The sequence below is a fragment of the Streptomyces sp. MB09-01 genome (assembly GCF_033794505.1).
In the GTDB taxonomy this organism is placed as follows: domain Bacteria; phylum Actinomycetota; class Actinomycetes; order Streptomycetales; family Streptomycetaceae; genus Streptomyces.
This window is the reverse complement of record NZ_JARAYQ010000013.1, coordinates 20,459-42,153: the sequence shown is the minus strand read 5'-3', so window position 1 is coordinate 42,153 and position 21,695 is coordinate 20,459. Positions and strand designations below refer to the sequence as shown.

The window sequence follows — 21,695 nt, the reverse complement described above, 5'->3', positions numbered from 1 at the left end:
ACGCTTCACGTGAGCTGTGTTTCACGTGGAACATCGGCCCGACCACCGGATCAGACGCCGATGTTCTTGCCGTCCTTGCGCCAGACCGAGACGACGGCCGGGCGGACGATCTTGCCGGGGCCGTCGGGCCACACCGACTGCGGCTTCTCGACGGACGCGCCGTCGATCTCGCCCGGGTGCTGGACGGCCACCAGGACGCGCTTGTCCTGGATCAGCGGGCCGCAGGTCTCGGCGCCGCGCGGAACGGTCAGGAACTGCTTCAGCTCACCGCGGCGCTCACCGGCCGTCGCGACGCCGAACAGCCCGTCGTGGGAGCCGAGCTGGTTGCCGTCCGTGGAGATCCACAGGTTGCCGTGCGGGTCGAAGGCCACGTTGTCCGGGCAGGAGATCGGGCTGACCTTGTCCTTCGGGAAGCCCGCGAAGTACGTCGCCGGGTCGTTCGGGTCACCGGCGACCAGGAAGAGGCGCCAGGCGAAGCCGTCGCCGGCCGGGTCGTCGAAGTTCTCGGCGAGCTCCAGGATCTGGCCGTGCTTGTTCAGATTGCGCGGGTTGGCCTCGGTCGCGCCTTCCTTGCCCGGCTTGCCACGGTCCGTGTTGTTGGTCAGCGCGACGTAGACGCGGCCGGTCCGCGGGGAGGGCTCGACGTCCTCGGGGCGGTCCATCTTGGTGGCGCCCACCTTGTCGGCGGCCTGGCGCGTGAAGATGTACACCTCCTCGGCCGTCATGCCCTCGACGTGCGAGACGTTGCCGGTGGCCAGCTTGATCCAGACGCCGGAGCCGTCGAACTCGCCGTCGGAGGGGTGCTTGCCGGTGCCGTCGAGCTCGGCGGCCGGGGAGTCGCCGGTGAGCTTGGCGACGTAGAGGGTGCCCTCGTCGAGCAGCGTGAGGTTGTGCTCCTTCGCCGCGCGCGAGTTGCCCTTCTTCATCTGCTTCGACGAGACGAACTTGTAGAAGTAGTCGAAGCGCTCGTCGTCGCCCATGTAGACGACCGGGCGGCCGTCCTCGGTCAGGCGGGGCTGCGCGGCCTCGTGCTTGAAGCGGCCCAGCGCGGTGCGCTTGCGCGGGACGGAGTTCGGGTCGTACGGGTCCAGCTCGACGACCCAGCCGAAGCGGTGCGACTCGTTGGGCTCCTGCGCCACGTCGAAGCGCTTGTCGAACAGCTCCCACTTGCGTTCGGTGGCGCCGGCGGTCACGCCGTAGCGCTTCAGGCGGGCGGCCGCGGCCGGGTCGGTGACCTGGCCGGCGTTGCCGAAGTACTGGTTGAAGTTCTCCTCGCCGTGGAGGGTGGTGCCCCACGGGGTGGTGCCGCCGGCGCAGTTGTTGAGGGTGCCGAGCACCTTGGTGCCGGTGGCGTCGACGGAGGTCTTCAGCAGGGCGCTGCCCGCGGCCGGGCCGGTCAGCCTGAACTCGCTGGTGGCCGTCAGGCGGCGGTTGAGCTGGTGGCGGGTGACGGCGGTCAGCTTGCCGCTGCGGTGGTCCTCCTGGACGACGACCACGGACAGGCCGTGCGCGGCCCAGGCGATCTCGACCTGCTCGCGGGTCGGCTTGGCCGGGTCGTAGCCCTTGAACATGAGGATCTCGTCGGTGTACTCGTGATTGGCCACGAGCAGCTGCTGGCGCTCGTAGTCGCCGCCGAGCGGGAGGAGGCTCAGGAAGTCGTTGTTGTAGCCGAACTGACCGGCCTGCGCGGCGGCGGTCTGCTTGTCGGGGTCGAAGCCCGGAGCGCCCTTGATGATCGGCTCGCCCCAGCGGATGACCACGTTCTGCTCGTGGCCCTCGGGGATGGTGACCTTGTCGTCGGTGTTGGGCGCGACGGCCTTGAAGCGGAGGCCGCGGGCGGCCTCGCCGCCCTTGCCGGCGCCGGCGGCCGCGGCCTCACCGGAGGGGCTGGCGTTCGCGGTCTGCCCCGGGCCGCTGAGGGCCACGGCGGTACCGGCGGCGGTGGCGACCGTCACGACGGCGGCGGAACGCAGCATCGAGCGGCGGGAGTACGCGCGGGCTATGACGTCGCCGGCGTACTCGTTGTCGCTGGTGTTCGGCACCTCGTGGAAGCAGGCGTCGCCACAGCGGTAACGACAGGTGAGAGCGGACCGGCCGCTCCCATGCGGGTTGCCGATGAGCGGCAGAAGCTTGCGCACGAGTGTCCTCCGAGTAGCTGCGTGAGCGCCGACAACGTGTCGGAACGATCCAGCCGTGACGCTAGGCCCGGGTTGCGCCGAAGCGGCGGCGCGGGGATGAACGGTCGGTGAACCCGGCACGTCGGAGCGGCAGTTCGAGGGCGGTCTGCGGGTGTTTGGAAGCCGGACGCCACGAAAGGCGACCCTGCCGAAGATCCAGCCGGGCGGCCGATAACCTTACGTGTCCACTCTGGGCAGGGATCATCCGCGCAGCACGGACAAATGACGCACGCACTCATGCGAAAGGCCTGGCCCATGGGTATTCGGAGCTTGTTGCGCAAGGTGTTCGGACGGTCTGAAGAACCCGTTCCGGAGACTACGGACGCCCCCTCGGCCGCTGTCCCCAACCAGGCGGAACGTACTCCCCTGGACGTGGCCGCCGATCTGGTGGCGGCGTCCTTCGACAACCCCACTGTTCCTCCTCAGTCCGCCCCGCGGGACCGCGAGCCCGGGACGGTCCTCACGGCCCCCGCCCCGGCGGCGGACCCCACGGTCCCCGAAGCCCGCCGCGCGCCCTCGCCTGCGGCGGCGCCCGGCCCGGAAACCACCCCGCCGGCAGCGGAGCGGCCCGAGGCTCCCGCCCCTGCGAAGCCCGAGCCTGCCGCCACCGAGGCCCCCGCCCCGGAGGCGAAGGCCCCGGCCGCCCCTGCGGAGCCCGACACCGCGCCGCAGGCACAGGACGAGCCGGCTGCCACCACTGCGGAGCCCGACCCTGCCGCCACCGAGGCCGAGCCTGCCGCCGCCGCCGAGGCCGAGCCTGCCGCCGCCGAGGCCGGCGCACCCGCGCCGGAGGCGGAGCCCCTGGCCGCCACCGCGGAGCCCGACACCGCGCCGCAGGCACAGGACGAGCCGGCTGCCACCACTGCGGAGCCCGAGCCTGCCGCCGCCGAGGCCGGCGCACCCGCGCCGGAGGCGGGGGCCGCACCGGCGGCCGAGCCGGACCCGCAGATTGCCGGATCCGCCGAACCGGAGCCCCTGGCCGCAGAGGCGGACGCCCCCGCGGCTGCTGAGCAGCCCGAGGCCGAGCCGCCGGCGGCAGAGGCCGACGTGGCCGCGCCGGAGGCTCAGGACGAGCCCCTGGCCGCCGAAGCCACCGCACCGGTGGCCGAGACGGACACCACCGCGGCTGCGGAGCAGGCAGAGCCCGACACCGCGCCGCAGGCGCAGGACGAGCCGGAGGCGGCGCCGGAGCCGGCAGCAGCCGAAGCCGCCGCGCCGCAGGCGCAGGAGCAGCCCGACGCCGACGCCACGCCGCAGGCGGAGCCGCTGGCCGCCGAGGCCGACGTACCCGCGCCGGAGGCGGACGAGGTCGAGGGGGCCACCCCGCAGGCGGACGAGGTCGACGGGGCCACCCAGACGGCGGACGAGGTCGACGGGGCCACCCAGACGGCCGCGCACGCGCTCGCCGCCGTACGGCGTCGCGCGCCCGAGGTCGTCGGTGCGTACAAGGCCGCCGGCCAGGTGCTCCGCAGCAAGGGGAAGACCGGGGCGCGGGCCAAGGTGTACCTCGTCCTGGACCGGTCCGGGTCGATGCGCGGCTTCTACAAGGACGGCAGCGCGCAGTACCTCGCCGACCACGCCCTCGCCCTCGCCGCGCACCTCGACGACGCGGCGACCGTGCACACCGTGTTCTTCTCCACGGAGGTGGACGGCACCGCCGACCTGGCCCTCGACACCCACGACGCGGCGTGGGTCGAGGCCCGCCACGCCGAGCTCGGCCGGATGGGCCGCACCAGCTACCACGTGGCCGTCGAGGCCGTCGTCGAGCGCTACCAGAAGGACGGCGGCGAGGGCCCCGCCCTGGTCGTCTTCCAGACCGACGGCGCCCCCGACAACCGTCAGCCCGCCCGTCAGGCGATCACCGACGCCGCCGCCACCGCGCCCGGCATCCACTGGCAGTTCGTCGCTTTCGGCGACCACGAGAACAAGGCCTTCGACTTCCTGCGCAAGCTGGACGCCGAGAACGCCGGCTTCTTCCACGCCGGCCCGGCCCCCACGGAGCTGACCTCCGCCGCCCTGCTCAAGGGCGTCCTCGACCGGTTCTAGGCCCCGCCCCCGGCCGTACGCAGAAGGCGGCGCCTCCTCCCGCAAGGAGAGGGGGCGCCGCCTTCGGCGTGTTCGGCGGGTTCAGCCCCGCGGGGACCCGGCGTCCGGGACGACCGCGTCGGAGACCGGACGCTCCGCCGCCTTCGTCTCGACCGGCTTGCGCAGCGCGATGTTCAGCTCGCGCAGACGGGCCTCCTCCAGCACCGTCGGCGCGCCCATCATCAGGTCCTGCGCGTTGCCGTTCAGCGGGAAGGCGATCGTCTCGCGGATGTTCGGCTCGTCCGCCAGCAGCATCACGATGCGGTCCACGCCCGGGGCGATGCCACCGTGCGGCGGGGCGCCGAGGCGGAACGCGCGCAGCATGCCGGCGAACTCGCGCTCGACGGTCTCCGCCTCGTAACCGGCGATCTCGAAGGCCTTCAGCATGACCTCGGGCTCGTGGTTGCGGATGGCGCCGGAGGACAGCTCGATGCCGTTGCAGACGATGTCGTACTGCCACGCCAGGATGTCGAGCGGGTCCTTCTCCTCCAGGTCCTTCATGCCGCCCTGGGGCATGGAGAAGGGGTTGTGCGAGAAGTCGATCTTGCCGGTCTCCTCGTCCTTCTCGTACATCGGGAAGTCGACGATCCAGCAGAAGCGGAAGACGTTCTCCTCGAACTGGCCCGCGCGCTTGGCCGCCTCGACGCGAACGCCGGACATGATCTTGGAGACCTCGTCGAAGTCGCCCGCGCCGAAGAACACCGCGTGGCCGGGGGCCAGGCCCAGGCGCTCGGTGAGGACCTTGACGTTCTCCTCGGTGAGGAACTTGGCGATCGGGCCGGTCAGGGCACCGTCCTCGCCCACGCGCACCCAGGCCAGGCCCTTGGCGCCCAGCGAGATCGCGTACTCGCCGAGGCCGTCGAAGAACTTGCGCGGCTGGCCGGCGGTGTCCGGGACGGCCAGGGCACGCACGTGCTTGCCGGCGAACGCCTTGAACTCCGAGCCCTCGAACACGTCGGTGATGTCGACGAGCTCCAGCTTGGCGCGCAGGTCGGGCTTGTCGTTGCCGTACTTCAGCATCGACTCGCGGAACGGGATCCGCGGGAACGGCGAGGTGACCTCGCGGCCGTTGCCGAACTCGGTGAAGAGCTCGGTCATCAGGCGCTCGATCGGCTGGAAGACGTCCTCCTGCTCGACGAACGACATCTCCACGTCGAGCTGGTAGAACTCGCCCGGCGAGCGGTCGGCGCGGGCGTCCTCGTCGCGGAAGCAGGGCGCGATCTGGAAGTACCGGTCGAAGCCGGAGATCATCAGCAGCTGCTTGAACTGCTGCGGGGCCTGCGGCAGGGCGTAGAACTTGCCCGGGTTCAGGCGGGACGGCACCACGAAGTCACGGGCGCCCTCGGGGGAGGTCGCGGTGAGGATCGGGGTCGCCATCTCGTTGAAGCCGAGGGCCACCATCTTGGAGCGGATCGAGGCGATGACCGCCGAGCGCAGCATGATGTTGCGGTGCATGCGCTCGCGGCGCAGGTCGAGGAAGCGGTACTCCAGGCGCCGCTCCTCGTTCACACCGTCGTCGGTGTTGATCGTGAAGGGCAGCGGGGCGGACGCGCCCAGCACCTCGACCTCGGCGACCTCGATCTCGATCTCGCCGGTCGGCAGCTCGGGGTTGACGTTGTCCGCGCCACGGGAGACGACCTTGCCGTCGATGCGGACGACGGTCTCCTTGGTGAGGCTGCTGAGCGCCTCGTTCGCGGCGGTGCCGGGCCGGGCGACGAGCTGCGTGATGCCGTAGTGGTCCCGCAGATCGATGAAGAGGATGCCGCCCAGGTCTCGACGGTTGTGCAGCCAGCCGCTCAGCCGGACGTCGGCGGCGACGTCAGAAGCGCGGAGCTCGCCGCAGGTGTGGGACCTGTACCGATGCATCAGTCATCCAGTTCTACGCGATACCAGGGTGGATTCAACCGTCCCAAGGTTACCGTCCGGGAAGGTGACGGGTCGGGCACTCCCTCCAGCCTGCGCAAATGCGTCCGGCTGTCCCTCTTAACAGGCACCTGACGGATATGACCTGTAAAGATGGCCGGGTGCGCACCGAGGACGTCCTGGCCGCCATCGCGACGGGCCTGTGGCGGTGGGACAACGCCTCCGGGACGGTCACGCTTGACGGTGAGGCCGCCCGGCTCCTCGGGCTGCCCCCGGAGCCCGTGGTGCTGCCGGAGGTCTCCGTACGGTCCCGGTTCCACCCGGTGGACTGGAACGAGATCAACGGGATCGTGAACCTGGCCGTCGCCGAGGGCACCCTCGCCGAGGCCCGGCTGCGGATCATGGACGTGGACGGGCGGGTCCTGCGGACCGTGCGCAGCCGCTCCAAACCGCTGGAGAGCCGGTCCGCCGACGGCGGCGTGGACTACGAGCTGATCGGCACCATCCAGGAGATCGCCGAGCCGCAGCCCGGCACCACCGCCGCCCACACCCCCATCACCGGCGACTGGCGGCGCTCCCGCGAGGCCTTCCTGCTGGACGCAGGGCGCGCGCTGGCGGAGGCCCGGTCCACGGCCGAGGTGCTGCGGGTCGCGGCCTCGCTGTCCATGCCCGGCTTCAGCCCGGACGGGCTGGCCGTCTTCGGCGTGGCCGGGGAGCGGCTGTCGATCATCGGCCACCACGGGCACGATCCGGGGGACGAGGAGCCCTTCACGGACATGCTGCTGGAGACGGACTACCCGGCCGCCGAGGTCGTCCGTACCGGCCGGGCGATCTACCTGGCCACCCCGGAGGACTACAAGCGGCGGTTCCCGGCCACCTGGCCGCTCGCCCAGCGCTTCGACCGGGTGTCCTGGGCCTTCCTGCCGCTGACCGTGGCCGGGCGGACCATGGGCGCCTGGATGGCCGCCTTCAAGCACCCGGCGTCCTTCTCCCCCGACGAGCGCTCCGTCCTGACGACCGTGGCCCGGATGCTGGCCCAGGCGCTCCAGCGCGCCGGGGTGGCCGAATCCGAGCGGGAGCTCACCACCGGCCTGCAGCGGTCGATGATGCCGCAGCTCGGCCCGGAGATCCCCGGCATGCAGATCGCGGCGCGGTACGTTCCGACCGGTGGCGGGCTCCAGGTGGGCGGCGACTGGTACGACATGATCCCACTGCCCTCGGGCAGGTTCGCGCTGGTCATCGGCGACGTGCAGGGCCACGACGTCCGGGCGGCCGGGCTGATGGGCCAGCTGCGGATCGCCGTACGGGCGTACGCGTCCGAGGGCCACCGGCCCGACGCGGTGCTCTCGCGGGCCTCCCGCTTCCTGGCCGGGCTGTGCGCCTCGCCGGAGTCCGACCCGTACGAGGACGCGGGCACCGGCACGGGATCGGGGTCGGCCGCCGAGCTGGACGCGGACTTCCAGAGCCCGCGGTTCGCGACCTGCCTGTACGTCGAGTGCGACCCGAAGACCGGAATGCTGGAGGTGGCCCGCGCCGGCCACCCCGACCCCGCGATCCGGATGACCGACGGCACCGTCCTGATGCGCCCCACCGCGGGTGGGCTCCCCCTCGGGATCGTCCCCGACACCGACTACCCCACCACCCGGTTCACCCTGGAGCCGGGCGAGACGATGATGCTGTGCACCGACGGGCTCATCGAGACCGGCGGGCACGACCTGGACACGGGCTGGGCGCGGCTGCGCGCGGTCCTGGAGTCCGACACGCACGGGTCCGGGAGCGCGCACGAGCCGGAGGACGCGGCGGCCGGGCACTTCCGGCCCCCGCACCTCGAAAGGCTGGCCGACCTCCTGGTCCAGGCCGTGCACGGGCCGTCCTCGCACCACACCACGGGTCCGCTGGCCGACCGCCGCGAGGACGACATAGCCGTGGTGCTGCTGGGCCGCGAGGGCGAGGACTGCGGCTGCGGCGCCCCGCTGACGCATCCGGCCCGCCCGGCGCGCCGTACGGTGCTGACGGTGGCCCAGGCCGAACCGGAGCGGATCGCCGGCGCCCGCCGGCAGGTCCGCGACCTGCTGCACGACTGGGCCGACGCCGACCAGGTGGACTCGGCCGTGCTGATGGTCTCCGAGATGGTCACGAACGTTCTGATGCACACCGACGGCGACGCACTGCTGGTGGCGGAGGCGGTCGGCGAACTGGGCGCGCGCCGGCTGCGCGTGGAGGTCGCGGACGGGAGCGACGAGCTCCCGCACAAGCGGCACCCCGGCGAGATGTCCTCCAGCGGCCGCGGGGTGCTGCTGATGGAGATGCTCGCCGACACCTGGGGGGTGGACCCGCAGGGCGAGGGCAAGTCGATCTGGTTCGAGCTGCACGAGCAGTCGAAGACGGACGCCGACCCCGTGGTGTGAGCCCCGGCGGCCGGAGCGCGCCGTGGTCGGATGCTCCGTGCCCCATGCTCCCGTTCCCCTTCTGCCGGAGCCCGTTCGGCGGCCCGCCGCCTGGTGCGGGGTCCTCCTGCTCGTCACGGGGTCCTCGCCGTCGCCGTCCGGCTGTGCGTGGTCTTCCAGACCGCCGTCACGCCCGTCCTGCTGGCCGTGCTCGGTACGGCCCTGCTCGGGCCGATGCACCGGCGCCTGGTCCGCATGAAGATGAACCGCTCCCTCGCCGCGGCCCTGACCTGCCTCGCGGTGACCGCCGTCGTCGGCGGGGCCGCGTACCTGGTCGTCCTCGCGCTCGTGGAGACGGGCGACGAGATCGTCGACGCGCTGGGGCGGGCCGGCCGGACGCTCTCCGAGCCTTCGGGGCGGTGGGGACCTCGTGGAGGACATCGCCGAGAACTCCGCGGAGCTGCTGGAGAAGTTCGGCGGCACGGCCGCCTCGGGCCTCGTCGCCGGCCTCGGCGTGGTCGGCTCGGTGCTCGCGATGGTGCTGCTCGCACTCGTGCTGATCTTCTTCTTCCTCCGCGACTCCGACCGGGCCGTGGGAACGCTGCGCTCACTGGTGCCGAGCCGCTCGGGCGATCCATGGAGGCAAGGGGCGGCGCGCCTTCGAGGCGGTCGAGGGCTTCATGCGCGGGACCACCTTCGTGGCCCTGGTGGACGCCGTGCTGATCGGCGTGGGTCTGCTGGTCCTCGACGTGCCGGGCGCGCTGGGGCTGGCCGCGCTGGTCTTCGTGACCTACATCCCGTACCTCGGCGCGTTCCTCTCGGGCGCGGTGGTGGTCCTCGTCGCCTTCGCCGACCGGGGCTGGATCATCGGGCTGTGGACCCTGGGCCTGGTGCTGCTGGTCCAGATGATCGAGGGGTACGTGCTGCAGCCCGTGGTGCAGAGCCGCACGGTGCAGATGCATCCGGCCGTCGTGATGCTGGCCATCACCGACGGGGGCGAGCGTGGCCGGGATCCTCGGAATGCTCCTCGCGGTACCGGTGGCCGCGGCCCTCTTCGGGGTGATTTCGGAGCTGCGGGCCCTGTACGCCGACGCGGCGCCCCCCGGACCCGTGGATCCGGCGGACGCCGCGTAGAGCGGGACGGGCTCCCGGCCGGGAGCCCGTCGGGGCGGGTCAGTCCTCCGCGTCGCCGGCGCCGCGGTGGCCGAGCCCGGTGCGCGCGGTTGTGGGGATGCGGCCCAGCCGGCCGGCCTGGAAGTCGTCGAAGGCCTGCTGGAGTTCGTGCTTGCTGTTCATGACGAACGGACCGTAGTGCGCCATCGGCTCACGGATCGGGCGGCCGCCGAGGAGCACGACCTCCAGGTCCGGGGCGTTGGAGTCCTGGGACTCGTCCGCCCGCAGCGTGAGCGAGCCGCCCTCGCCGAAGACGGCCGTCTGTCCGGTCTGGACGGGCCGGCGGTCCTCGCCGACCGACCCGCGGCCGGCCATGACGTACGCCAGCGCGTTGAAGTCCTCGCGCCACGGCAGGGTGATCTGCGCGCCCGGCGTGACGGTCGCGTGGATCATCGTGATCGGGGTGTGGGTGATGCCCGGGCCCTGGTGGCCGTCGAGCTCGCCGGCGATCACGCGGAGCAGGGCGCCGCCGTCCGGGGTGGTCAGCAGCTGGACCTGGCCGCCGCCGATGTCCTGGTAGCGCGGGGGCATCATCTTGTCGGAGGCCGGGAGGTTCACCCACAGCTGGAGGCCGTGGAAGAGGCCGCCGCTGACGACGAGGGCCTCCGGCGGAGCCTCGATGTGCAGCAGTCCGGACCCGGCGGTCATCCACTGCGTGTCACCGCCGTTGATGACTCCGCCGCCGCCGTTGCTGTCCTGGTGGACGAAGGTTCCGTCGATCAGGTACGTGACGGTCTCGAAGCCGCGGTGCGGGTGCCAGGGCGTGCCCTTGGGCTCGCCCGGCGCGTACTCCACCTCGCCCATCTGGTCCATCATGATGAACGGGTCGAGGTACTGGTAGTTGATCCCCGCGAACGCGCGGCGCACCGGGAATCCCTCGCCCTCGAACCCACCGGGAGCGGAGACGACGGCCAGCACCTTGCGCGGGACGGCGGCCTGCGGCTCGGCCACTCGCGGAAGCGTCAACGGGTTCTCAACAGTCACTGCGGGCATGGTCAGGACCTCCTTCTGCTTCGAGTTTAGTTGAAACTCGAACTTTCTGCCACACCCCGCAGAACAGAAGGAGCCCGGGGGGAATTCCCCCCGGGCTCAGGTGCAGGCGCGCGGTGCGGCTCAGCCCCACTCGACGTAGCAGTTCACACCGTCGGACTCCCGATAGCAGTGCGCGTTCTCCGCGTCGTTGATCTTCGTGTAGATGCTGGCCCCGATGCGGTGCCAGGTGCCGTGCATGTTCAGCCAGTAGGCCTCGTCCCGCACGGTGAAGGCATCCGTGTCGCTGTACACCGTCCAGCTGTACGTCCTGCCGTTCATGCTGGTCGTCCGGCAGTTGCCGCCCGGATTGACCGGGTTGCCGGCGCTGCCGCCGTCCCAGTTCCAGATCGAGCAGCTGCTGCCGCGCCCGACGTTCGTGGCGGCGATGTCCTTGGCGATGATCAGGTTCTGGATGCCGTCGTGCCGGATGACGTCGCCGCCGACGACGGCAGGGGCCGGCGGGACGGCATGGGCGGGGGCGACCGCGACGAGCAGGCCGCACGCCGCCACCGACGCGACGGCAAGACTCCGGAGCACCGTCTTCCGGTCCATGAGGGCCTCCTTCACCTTCACGAGGACGCGATCCGGATCGAGTTGATCGGGGTGAGGTTCTCCGGCCAGCCGTCGCCGGGCCTCATCTTGGGCAGGCAGTCCGTCCCGTAGGACGTCCGGCAGAGCTGCACCGTCCAACCGTGGGTCTGGTTGTTGTAGACGATGTGGGACCCCCACTGGTTGTAGAGCTTGTGGACGCCCGCAGTCCGGTACTGGTTGGTCGGCGTGGTGTCCCATCCCGCGTTCTGGCCGTAGATGCACACGTCACCCTCGGGACACTGGAACGAGTCCGCCTGCGCCGGCCCCGCACCGAGCACCCCCGTACCGAGCGCCATCACGCCGGTGGCCACCACTGCTGCGACCTTCTTGCGGATCGACATACGAGCCATTGCTGTCTCCTTGATGTGAATGGGCGGGGCCCCCGTGACGCCGTGACGTCCCCCGCGGCACTGATGTTCCGGCGCGGCACACCCGCGCCGCGATGGTTTCGCTCCAGCCCGAAAGGTCGCGGGCCGGCTGCTAGCAGGAGAGGCCGGAGAGCACGACGTGCTCGTCGCCCGAGATCTTGTGCCAGCCGCCGCTCCACCAGACCGGGCGGCTGAGGATGCCGGCCACGTAGCCGGACGCCACGCATCCGCCCGCGACGTACACCCCGTCGACGTCGACCCCGCTGCTGTTGCCGCCCATGGAAGTGCCGGCGGGAACCCAGCGCTTCCAGTAGAAGCGTTCCGAGTCCGACGTCCCCCATTCCACCGTGGCCCAGAGGCCGGCGTTGGTTGAATTCGTCAGCTTCCCGCAAGCCCAGGAACAGGACTGACCGGTCGCCCCATCGACTGCGGCCGCAGCAGGTTGGGCCGCAGCAACGGAAAGGCCCGCGAGAGCAGCCGCGATAACCATGACCGATTCCATCCGGTGACGCGTGTCGAGAAAAGACATGTCTCTCATTCCTCCGTTGTAGCCATTTGTCTGCGACTGATTTCGGCCCCCCGCTGAGACACAGCCTGAAAGAGAGCACTGCGAGCTCGCAACCGATTGGACTAGGCTGGGACGCTGGGATAATTCATCCGCCCTGACCTGCGGATATGCCGTGCCATGGGACGGGAGTCCGGCGCGGAGGGGGGAATTTTTCGTGAGTGAATCCGCCAGAGAGCAACCGGAGGGCACGCCGCCGGGGGCGCTTGACCGCACCAAAAGCCGACAGGATTTCGCCGACCTGCTCACCGAGCTGAAAGACCGGCGCGGCCACAGCTACGAAACGCTGGCCCGCAAGGCACACATGAGCCGCTCGTCCGTACACCGGTATTGCCGGGGAATCATCATTCCCGCAGAATTCGGCGCGGCGGAGAGAATCGCTCGGATATGCAGGGCGACTCCCCGCGAACTGGCGGACCTCTACCGCCATTGGGCGGCCGCCTCCGCCCCGGAGACCGAAAGGGAGACGGAGCCGGACACCGCGGGTGGAGGGGAGGACCGCTCCCCGGAGCCGGCGGTGCAGGGCGTACCGGTGCAGGGCCTACCGGTGCAGGGCCTACCGGTGCAGGGCGTACCGGTCCAGGGCCTACCGGTGCAGGCCGTACCGCCACCGGCCGCGCCCCGTACGGCGCCGTCCCCGCCCGGCGGCGCCCGGCTGGCCCTCGCCTCCGTGGCCTTCATCCTGCTGTGCGTGGCTTCGCTGAGCGGATCCACGCATGCCACGGCCCCTCCGGCGCCGTCCCGCCCCCTCCCCGGAGCCACCGCCGGGCAAGGGCCCGCGCCCTGGGCCCAGTCACCGGTCCCGGTGTCGAACGGCCTCTTCGGCATGACCCTCAACTCCAGCACCGGCGCCATGCCCACCTTCCAGGTCGACACCGTCCGCCTCTGGGACACCCGTACGAGATGGGCGAACATCCAGCCGCGGCGCGGCACCTACGACTGGTCCGTCCTCGACCGGCTCGTCACCGCCGCGAACCAGGCGGGCCTGCCCGTGGTCTTCACCATGGGCGGGACACCCGACTGGGCCAGCCCCCACGGCCCCCGCACGGCCTACGACGACGGCTCGCGCACCAGCCCGCCCGACGACCCGGCCGACTGGCAGGCCTTCGTCACCGCCGTCGCCGAGCGCTACCGGGGTCGCATCGACGCGTACGAGCTGTGGGTCATGGGCAACGACTCGCGCTACTTCAGCGGGAACGTGGAGGCTCTGGCCGAGATGACCCGCAGCGCGAAGGCCGTGCTCGACGCCGTGGACCCCGACGCGACCGTCGTCTGCCCGTCCATGGGCCGGCTCTGGGAGCCGGACGCCCTGCGCACGCTGGAGCGGTTCGCCGAGCTCCGCGGCTACGACTCCTGCGACGTCGCCGGCGTCAAGCTGTACCAGCGCTCCGCCTCGGACCCGCCCGAGCAGTTGCTCGGCCTGGTCGAGGAGATCGACCGCGCGTTCCACCGGGGCGGCGCACACCCCAAGCTGTGGAGCACCGGAACCTCGTACGAGATCGCCCTTCAGAAGCCGCTGGACGAGAGCACCGCGTCGGCGTACGCCGTCCGCTTCTTCCTCGTCGGCCTGTACGCGCGCTACCCGCGCATGTACTACTACAACTGGGGCGGCACCAAGATCCCGATCGTGATGCAGCCGGAAGGGCAGCCCCCGACCCGGGCCGCCCTCTACGTCGAGGAGCTGCGCCGCTGGGTGCACGGGACGCGGATCCACTCGTGCGGGACCGGTGTGGCCGCCGGGCTCCCGGTCGGCGTCTGGCAGTGCCGGTTCGACCGCGACGGCTCCGAGCTGGTGATCGTCTGGCACGCGACGGGCACCGCCCGTGTCCCGGCCCCACGGAAGACGGCGGCGGTGCACCGCCTCGACGGCACCGTCTCGGCCCTCGGCGGCGATCGGACGGTCGAGGTCGGCGCGCTTCCGGTCCTGCTCACCCGGGCCCCCTGACCCCTGTTCGGTACGCCCGCGCGGCTCAGCCGCCGCTGCGCAGCAGGTCCGCGCCCAGGCCCGTCACCGAGTGCAGGACCGCCTTGCCGTCCCGCTCGGTGGTGATCAGGCCGGCTGCGCGCAGGGTGCGGGTGTGCTCCGAGACCGAGGGGAGGCTGATGTCGAGGTCCCGGGCCAGTTCGCTGGTCGTGCGCCGCTGCACCAGCTGCTGGAGCACCGCCGCGCGGGTCCGGCCCAGGAGCGCGTCCAGCGCGCGCTCCGCGGGACCGGAACCGACCAGGGGCAGCGGGGTCATCGCCGGGTACATCAGCACATGGGGGTTGTCACCGTCCGGGCGCAGCAGGTCGAGCAGCGGGCGCACCCGGCCGGGCAGCTCCCGGCCGGTCCTGTCCCGCCAGCGGCCGAAAACCGCCGGTTCGTCGGTGCGCTGCCACGACCAGCGCCATGGCCAGCTCCACCATCGGCAGCGGCCCGCTCGCGAAGGTGACGTTGAACAGGTCCTCGGCCGTGAAGTGCACCCTCAGCAATGCCGCCCCCCGTCAGGCCCGGCGTCCAGCCGTCTGCGCAGCACCGGCGTCCAGCCGTCTGCGCAGCAATGGCGTCTAGCCGTACATGCGGCGCATGGCGAAGTCGACCATCTGCTCGACCGCCTTCGCGTCGAAGACCATCCGGTGGTCGCCCTCCATGTCGAGGACGAAGCCGTACCCGGTCGGCAGCAGGTCGATCACCTCGGCGCCGGTGATCACGAAGTACTTGGACTCCTTGCCGGCGTACCGGCGGAGCTCCTTGAGCGTGGTGAACATGGGGATGACCGGCTGCTGCGTGTTGTGCAGCGCCAGGAATCCGGGGGTTTCGCCGCGCGGGCAGTAGACCTTCGAGGTGGCGAAGATCTGCTGGAAGTCCTCCGCGGAGAGGGAGCCGGTGGTGAAGGCCCGCACCGCGTCGGCGAGCGACGGCGGCGATGGCTCGGGGTAGAGCGGCTGCTCGCCGTACCCGCCGGCCATCTGCTGCGGGGCGGCGTACTGCTGCCCTGCGCTCACGTTCTGGTCGTAGCCGTACATGGGGGGAAGACTACCGACCGGCCCGTCGCGCTCGGACACGCATTTCCCGCCAGGCTTGACGCTGGTCACAGTCGTCAGGGGTTGCGCCTTATTACCGACGGGTAGCATCATTACGTTACCGATTGGTATGTACGAGGAACCTCTCTCCCCGAGCCTTAACGGAGCCGTCGCCATGGGGCACTACAAGTCGAATCTCCGCGACATCGAGTTCAACCTCTTCGAGGTGCTCGGCCGCGACAAGCAGTACGGCACCGGTCCGTTCGAGGAGATGGACACCGAGACCGCCAAGAGCGTCCTGTCCGAGCTCGCCCGCCTCGCCGAGAACGAGCTGGCCGAGTCCTTCGCGGACGCCGACCGCAACCCGCCGGTCTTCGACCCGGCCACCAGCACCGCGCCGGTCCCGGCCTCCTTCAAGAAGAGCTACGAAGCCTTCATGGACTCGGAGTACTGGCGCCTGGGCCTGCCCGAGGAGATCGGCGGCACCACCTCGCCCCGCTCCCTGATCTGGGCCTACGCGGAGCTTCTGCTCGGCTCGAACCCGGCCATCTGGATGTACTCCTCCGGCCCGGCGTTCGCCGGCATCCTCTTCGAAGAGGGCAACGAGGCGCAGAAGAAGGTCGCCCAGATAGCCGTCGAGAAGCGCTGGGGCTCCACCATGGTCCTCACCGAGCCGGACGCCGGCTCGGACGTGGGCGCCGGCCGCACCAAGGCCGTCCAGCAGGCCGACGGCTCCTGGCACATCGAGGGCGTGAAGCGCTTCATCACCTCCGGTGAGCACGACATGGAGGAGAACATCCTCCACTACGTCCTCGCGCGCCCCGAGGGCCACGGCCCGGGCACCAAGGGCCTGTCGCTCTTCCTCGTCCCGAAGTTCCACTTCGACTGGGAGACCGGCGAGCTGGGCGAACGCAACGGCGTCTACGCCACCAACGTCGAGCACAAGATGGGCCTCAAGGCCTCCAACACGTGCGAGATGACCTTCGGCGACCAGCACCCCGCCAAGGGCTGGCTGATCGGTGACAAGCACGACGGCATCCGCCAGATGTTCATGATCATCGAGTTCGCCCGCATGATGGTCGGCACGAAGGCCATCGCGACCCTGTCGACGGGCTACCTGAACGCGCTGGAGTACGCCAAGGAGCGCGTGCAGGGCCCCGACCTGGCGAACTTCATGGACAAGACCGCGCCCAAGGTCACCATCACGCACCACCCCGACGTGCGCCGCTCGCTCATGACGCAGAAGGCGTACGCCGAGGGCATGCGCGCCCTCGTCCTGCACACCGCGACCGTCCAGGACGAGATCCAGGTCAAGCAGGCCGCCGGCGAGGACGCCTCCGCCCTCATCGGCCTGAACGACCTGCTCCTGCCGATCGTCAAGGGCTACGGCTCCGAGAAGTCGTACGAGCAGCTCGCGCAGTCCCTGCAGACCTTCGGCGGCTCCGGGTACCTCCAGGAGTACCCGATCGAGCAGTACATCCGCGACGCCAAGATCGACACCCTCTACGAGGGCACCACGGCCATCCAGGGCCAGGACTTCTTCTTCCGGAAGATCGTCCGCGACCAGGGCGCCTCGCTGAACCTCCTCTCCGAGACGATCAAGAAGTTCCTGGCCGAGGCCGTCGGCGGCGAGGAGCTGGCCGGCGCCCGCGACGCGCTCGCCAAGGCCGCCGTGGACCTGGAGGCCATCGTCGGCCAGATGATCGTCGACCTCACCGCCACCGGCGAGGACGTCAAGAACATCTACAAGGTCGGCCAGAACACCACCCGCCTGCTGATGGCCTCCGGCGACGTGGTCGTCGGATACCTGCTGCTCAGGGGAGCCGCCGTGGCCGCCGAGAAGCTTGCGACGGCCTCCGCGAAGGACGTCCCCTTCTACACCGGCAAGATCGCCGCCGCGAAGTTCTTCGCGGCCGAGGTCCTCCCGGGCGTCTCGGTCCAGCGCGCGCTGGCCGAGGCCGTCGACAACTCCCTCATGGAGCTCGACGAAGCCGCCTTCTAGGCTGCGCGCGGGCACCGCCCGCCCGCCACACCTGTACGCCGTGTACGCACAGCGGCCGGGTCCCCAGCACGGGGTCCCGGCCGCTGGCGCATGCGCTGCCCGGTCCGCCCCAGGGCCCTGTCCTGCGGCTTTCCCCCGATGTCAGTCGTTCATGGGACGCTCGTACGCATGAGTCCACAGGATCAGCACGGCAGCAGGGGGTACTCCGTCCCCACCGGACGCCCGTACGCCCTCAAGGAGCTGCAGGCGAGCCTGGGCAGTCTCGGCGACCACCTGCGCGAGCTGTACGAAGGCGCCCACCCCGCCGAGTACGACGCCATCGCCGACGCGCTGTACGTGGCCTTCCAGACGGCCGCCGGACTCGCCCCCGCCAAGAGCTACACCGGCTGCTCCGAGCACCCCAACGGCGCCCTCGACCCCGAGGCACCCGACGGCTGGGGCCGCTGCCTCATCTGCAACGACCGGCGACGCCTCGGACAGCGCCGGCACGGCGGCCCGGCCGCCGCCCCCGCCGGGGAACAGCGCCGCCTCGGGTACCCCGTACCGGAGGGCCCGTACACGCTCCAGGCACTGCGCGCGTGCGTGCGCACCGTCGAGGACCAGCGGTTCCACCTGGGCCTGTCCTCCCCCGCCGAGGACTTCGTCCGCATCGCCGACGACCTCCACCGCGCCTTCATCGTCGCCCGCGAGCTGTCCCGGCCGCGCAACGCCTCCGGCTGCTCCGAGCACCCCGGTGCGCCCATCGACCCCGATGCACCCCCCGGTGAGGCCTGTATCTTCTGCGCCGGACGCAAGAGACGCGCGCAGCGCTCCCCGCAGACCCCGGAGATGCTCCCGCGCATCCGCCGGGGCGAGCGCAGACAGCTGCAGCGCCGATTCGAGCGCCCGCCGGGCTGAAAACCGACGGGACCGCAGATCACCCACCTTGCGGCCCCCGACCTCCGGCCATCCGTCGCAGTCCGGCCATGACGAACACGACCGTCGTTAAGGTGAACCACATGAGCTCTCCCGCCCGCTTCGACCGCGGCCACACCGACGATCTGATGACCTTCCTGACGGCCAGTCCGTCGCCGTACCACGCCGTGGCCAACGCGGCCGAGCGGCTGGAGAAGGCAGGCTTCAGGCAGTTGTCGGAAACGGACGCCTGGGATGCGGGCACCGGGGGCAAGTTCGTGCTCCGCGGCGGTGCGCTCATCGCCTGGTACGTCCCCGAAGGCGCGGCCGCGCACACCCCGTTCAGGATCGTCGGCGCGCACACCGACTCCCCGAACCTGCGCGTCAAGCCGCAGCCGGACACGGGCTCCCAGGGCTGGCGGCAGATCGCCGTCGAGATCTACGGCGGCACCCTGCTCAACACCTGGCTGGACCGGGACCTGGGCCTCGCCGGCCGGCTGACCCTGCGCGACGGCAGCGAGCGCCTGGTGAACGTGGACCGCGCACTGCTGCGCGTGCCCCAACTCGCCGTACATCTGGACCGGTCGGTGAACACCGACGGCCTCAAGCTCGACAAGCAGCGGCACATGCAGCCGATCTGGGGCCTGGGCGACGTGCACGAGGGCGACCTGATCGCCTTCCTGGAGGAGGAAGAGGGCCTGGAGCAGGGCTCGGTGGCCGGCTGGGACCTGATGGTCCACTCCATCGAGCCGCCCGCCTACCTGGGCCGCGACCGCGAGCTGGTGGCCGGCCCGCGCATGGACAACCTGCTGTCGGTGCACGCGGGCGTCGCGGCGCTGGCAGCGGTCTCGGGCGCCGAGAAGCTCGACCACATCCCGGTGCTGGCCGCCTTCGACCACGAGGAGAACGGTTCGCAGTCGGACACCGGCGCGGACGGCCCGCTGCTGGGGAACGTGCTGGAACGTTCAGTCTTCGCCCGTGGAGGCTCGTACGAAGACCGCGCGCGGGCCTTCGCGGGCACCATCTGCCTGTCCTCGGACACCGGGCACGCCGTCCACCCCAACTACGGGGAACGGCACGACCCGACGCACCACCCGCGTGCCAACGGCGGCCCGATCCTGAAGGTCAACGTCAACCAGCGGTACGCGACGGACGGCAGCGGGCGCGCGGTGTTCGCGAGCGCGTGCGAGCGGGCCGGCGTGCCGTGGCAGACCTTCGTCTCCAACAACTCCATGCCGTGCGGCACGACGATCGGCCCGATCACGGCCGCCCGCCACGGCATCCAGACCGTGGACATCGGCGTCGCGATCCTGTCGATGCACAGCGCGCGCGAACTGTGCGGCGCCGACGACCCGTACCTCCTCGCCAACGCCCTGGTGGCCTTCCTGGAGGGCTGACCCCAGGAAGGCCCTGGGGCCTCAGGGGGGTGTCACCCCTCCTCGTCCATCCCGGCGAGGACGAGGGGCAGCCGGGAGGCGCCGTCGGCGCCGACGCGTACGGGCACCCCCCAGTCCTGCTGGTGGACGTGGCAGGCCGGGTACTCGTTGGCGGGGTCGTCGTCGCACGACGCCGCCATCGCGGAGACGTGCAGCACGCCCTCGGTGACCTCCGGGTTCAGCGCCAGCTCCCGGAACAGGTCGGTCCCGGCGCCCTCGCCCCCGGCGAGGAGCTCGGGCGGGGTCGAGGAGACGAGCATCCGGGTGGACGGCCCGTAGCGGGTGTCGAGCTTCTGCCCGGCCGGCGCCTGGAACACCACGTCGAGCCGGAGCGTGCCGGGCGCCACCTCGGTGGCGGCCCGCTGCGTACGGTGGGCCACGGACTCGACCCGTACGGCCTCCTCCGGGAGCCGCAGCCGGGTCAGCCGGTGCCGGGCGGACTCGACGACCACGACGTCGGCGCCGACCAGCACGGCGTCGCTGGGCTCGCGCAGATCGGTGGCGAGCGTGGACACCTGCCCGGTGGCGGGGTCGTAGCGCCTCAGCGCGTGGTTGTACGTGTCGGACACCGCCACCGAGCCGTCGGGCAGGGCGGTCACTCCGAGCGGGTGCTGGAGCAGGGCCTGGCCCGCGTCCCCGTCCCGGTGCCCGAAGTCGAACAGGCCGGTCCCGACGGCGGACGTGACGGCGTATCCGGTGTCGGTGGGGTGGACGTACCGGAGGGCGCTGGTCTCGGAGTCGGCGATCCACAGCCGGTCCCCGGCGGCCGCGAGCCCCGACGGCTGGGCGAACCAGGCCTCGGCGGCCGGCCCGTCGAGCAGCCCCTCGTTGGTGGTACCGGCGGCGACCGCGACGGTGCCGTTCTCCGGATCCCAGGTCCACAGCTGGTGCACACCGGCCATGGCGATCCACACCTTGCCCTGCCACCAGGCCACGTCCCACGGCGAGGACAGGTCCACCTCCAGGGCGGGCCCGGAGGTGGGCGAGCCCTGCCACCACTGGCGCCCGGTCCCGGCGACGGTCTCCACGTGCCCGGTGGCCGGGTCGTACGTCCGCAGGGCGTGGTTGACGGTGTCGGCGACCACGACCCTCCCGTCGGGCAGCAGCGCCAGCCCCTGCGGCTCGCTGAAGGTGTCCCCGCCGAAGCCGCGCTCGCCGCTGCCGATGCGGCGCACGACGCTCTCCCCGTCCGCGTCCAGCTCGACGAGCTGGTGCCGCGTGGTGTCCGACACCAGCAGGTTCCCGCTCGGCAGCAGCAGCGCCTTCCCGGGGAACCGCAGGTCGCTCGCGACCGGCTCGGGCGCCACGTACGGCCCGTCCCCGCGCCGCAGCGTCCCCTTGGCCTCGTGCTCGGCCTCCAGCTCCTCGACCAGCTTCGCAATGGCGTGGGCGTGGCCCTCACCGGCGTGCTGGGCGACGATGTAGCCCTCGGGGTCGATCACGACGAGCGTGGGCCAGGCGCGTACGGCGTACTGCTTCCAGGTCGCGAGCTCGGGGTCGTCCAGCACGGGGTGGTGCACCTCGTACCGCTCGACGGCGTCGACGACGGCGGCGTGCTCGGCCTCGTGCACGAACTTCGGCGAGTGCACACCGATGATCACGACGGTGTCGCGGTGCTTCTCCTCCAGCTCGCGCAGCTCGTCGAGGACGTGCAGGCAGTTGATGCAGCAGAAGGTCCAAAAATCGAGGATCAATGTGCGACCTCGGAAGTCGGCGAGCTTCAGGTCCTTCCCGCCGGTGTTGATCCATCCACCCTTGCCGATCAGCTCGGGGGCACGGACACGGGCACGCTTGCGGGGTGCGGGCGCGGGGGTGGGCGCCGGGGCAGCATCGTTCATGTTTCAAGCTTGCCATTGGCCCATGAACACCGGATCACGGCCGTACGACGCCGTTGTCCCGCGCAGCTATGGGATCCGCTCCACCACGGCGACCTCCGAGAATTCTCGGAGGTAGGTCATATGCCCGGTCCGGCCAGTGTGCTGTATGCACATGTCGGTGCACACGTCCGCGTTCCCGGTCGGCTCGGAGGTCCACCGGCATTCCGGGTTCAGGCACTGCGCGGTTGCCGTGGTCTCGGCCGATGGGTGGCGCCGCATGATGTACCTCACGTACCGCAGCA

General features: G+C 71.3%; 15 protein-coding genes and 1 pseudogene. 7 read left to right on the top strand and 9 right to left on the bottom strand.

Annotated elements, in window-relative coordinates; genetic code table 11:
• Nucleotides 1-50: 50 nt before the first annotated feature.
• The gene (locus PV721_RS04875) at nucleotides 51-2,138 is read right to left on the bottom strand and encodes a PhoX family phosphatase (protein ID WP_319721544.1); all 2,088 of its coding nucleotides are present in this window, start codon (nucleotides 2,136-2,138) and stop codon (nucleotides 51-53) included.
• Nucleotides 2,139-2,549: 411 nt separating this feature from the next.
• Here PV721_RS04875 and PV721_RS04870 point away from each other — a divergent pair, with 411 nt between their 5' ends.
• Nucleotides 2,550-4,223, top strand: coding sequence for a VWA domain-containing protein (locus PV721_RS04870; RefSeq protein ID WP_319721543.1), 1,674 nt, complete (start codon nucleotides 2,550-2,552; stop codon nucleotides 4,221-4,223).
• A gap of 81 nt (nucleotides 4,224-4,304) precedes the next feature.
• Here PV721_RS04870 and aspS read toward each other — a convergent pair whose 3' ends face one another.
• Nucleotides 4,305-6,128, bottom strand: a complete 1,824-nt coding sequence (gene aspS, locus PV721_RS04865; RefSeq protein WP_319721542.1) for an aspartate--tRNA ligase — start codon at nucleotides 6,126-6,128, stop codon at nucleotides 4,305-4,307.
• 158 nt (nucleotides 6,129-6,286) lie between these two features.
• Between aspS and PV721_RS04860 the strand changes: the two genes are divergently transcribed.
• Entirely contained in the window at nucleotides 6,287-8,533 is a 2,247-nt protein-coding gene (locus tag PV721_RS04860; protein ID WP_319721541.1) for a SpoIIE family protein phosphatase, read from the top strand.
• A 37-nt stretch (nucleotides 8,534-8,570) separates the two neighbouring features.
• A pseudogene (locus tag PV721_RS04855) lies at nucleotides 8,571-9,646 on the top strand (AI-2E family transporter).
• 39 nt (nucleotides 9,647-9,685) lie between these two features.
• Here PV721_RS04855 and PV721_RS04850 read toward each other — a convergent pair.
• From PV721_RS04850 to PV721_RS04835, 4 genes are all read right to left on the bottom strand, one after another.
• A complete protein-coding gene (locus PV721_RS04850) occupies nucleotides 9,686-10,678 on the bottom strand; it encodes a pirin family protein (protein ID WP_319721540.1) in 993 nt (330 codons plus the stop codon).
• Nucleotides 10,679-10,798: 120 nt separating this feature from the next.
• Nucleotides 10,799-11,269 carry a hypothetical protein gene (locus PV721_RS04845; protein WP_319721539.1) on the bottom strand — a complete coding sequence of 157 codons (471 nt, stop codon included), beginning with the start codon at nucleotides 11,267-11,269 and terminating at the stop codon, nucleotides 10,799-10,801.
• Between the two features lie 17 nt (nucleotides 11,270-11,286).
• Complete coding sequence (locus PV721_RS04840; RefSeq protein WP_319721538.1) at nucleotides 11,287-11,658, bottom strand: hypothetical protein; 372 nt, start codon at nucleotides 11,656-11,658, stop codon at nucleotides 11,287-11,289.
• A 130-nt stretch (nucleotides 11,659-11,788) separates the two neighbouring features.
• A complete protein-coding gene (locus tag PV721_RS04835) occupies nucleotides 11,789-12,205 on the bottom strand; it encodes a hypothetical protein (RefSeq protein ID WP_319721537.1) in 417 nt (138 codons plus the stop codon).
• A 193-nt stretch (nucleotides 12,206-12,398) separates the two neighbouring features.
• Between PV721_RS04835 and PV721_RS04830 the strand changes: the two genes are divergently transcribed.
• Nucleotides 12,399-14,186, top strand: a complete 1,788-nt coding sequence (locus PV721_RS04830) for a helix-turn-helix domain-containing protein (RefSeq protein WP_319721536.1) — start codon at nucleotides 12,399-12,401, stop codon at nucleotides 14,184-14,186.
• A gap of 25 nt (nucleotides 14,187-14,211) precedes the next feature.
• On the opposite strand, the gene PV721_RS04825 is transcribed toward PV721_RS04830, so the two are convergent.
• Complete coding sequence (locus PV721_RS04825; protein ID WP_319721535.1) at nucleotides 14,212-14,547, bottom strand: winged helix-turn-helix domain-containing protein; 336 nt, start codon at nucleotides 14,545-14,547, stop codon at nucleotides 14,212-14,214.
• A 241-nt stretch (nucleotides 14,548-14,788) separates the two neighbouring features.
• Nucleotides 14,789-15,247 (bottom strand): SseB family protein, encoded by a 459-nt coding sequence (locus PV721_RS04820; RefSeq protein WP_030302361.1) that lies wholly within the window; start codon nucleotides 15,245-15,247, stop codon nucleotides 14,789-14,791.
• Nucleotides 15,248-15,419: 172 nt separating this feature from the next.
• Between PV721_RS04820 and PV721_RS04815 the strand changes: the two genes are divergently transcribed.
• The 3 genes from PV721_RS04815 (at nucleotide 15,420) to PV721_RS04805 (ending at nucleotide 19,537) form a co-directional block, all read left to right on the top strand.
• The gene (locus PV721_RS04815; protein WP_319721578.1) at nucleotides 15,420-17,246 is read left to right on the top strand and encodes an acyl-CoA dehydrogenase; all 1,827 of its coding nucleotides are present in this window, start codon (nucleotides 15,420-15,422) and stop codon (nucleotides 17,244-17,246) included.
• A 168-nt stretch (nucleotides 17,247-17,414) separates the two neighbouring features.
• Complete coding sequence (locus tag PV721_RS04810; RefSeq protein ID WP_319721534.1) at nucleotides 17,415-18,143, top strand: hypothetical protein; 729 nt, start codon at nucleotides 17,415-17,417, stop codon at nucleotides 18,141-18,143.
• Nucleotides 18,144-18,244: 101 nt separating this feature from the next.
• A complete protein-coding gene (locus PV721_RS04805; protein WP_319721533.1) occupies nucleotides 18,245-19,537 on the top strand; it encodes a M18 family aminopeptidase in 1,293 nt (430 codons plus the stop codon).
• Between the two features lie 32 nt (nucleotides 19,538-19,569).
• Here PV721_RS04805 and PV721_RS04800 read toward each other — a convergent pair whose 3' ends face one another.
• Nucleotides 19,570-21,414, bottom strand: coding sequence for an NHL domain-containing thioredoxin family protein (locus PV721_RS04800; protein ID WP_319721532.1), 1,845 nt, complete (start codon nucleotides 21,412-21,414; stop codon nucleotides 19,570-19,572).
• Nucleotides 21,415-21,695: the final 281 nt, after the last annotated feature.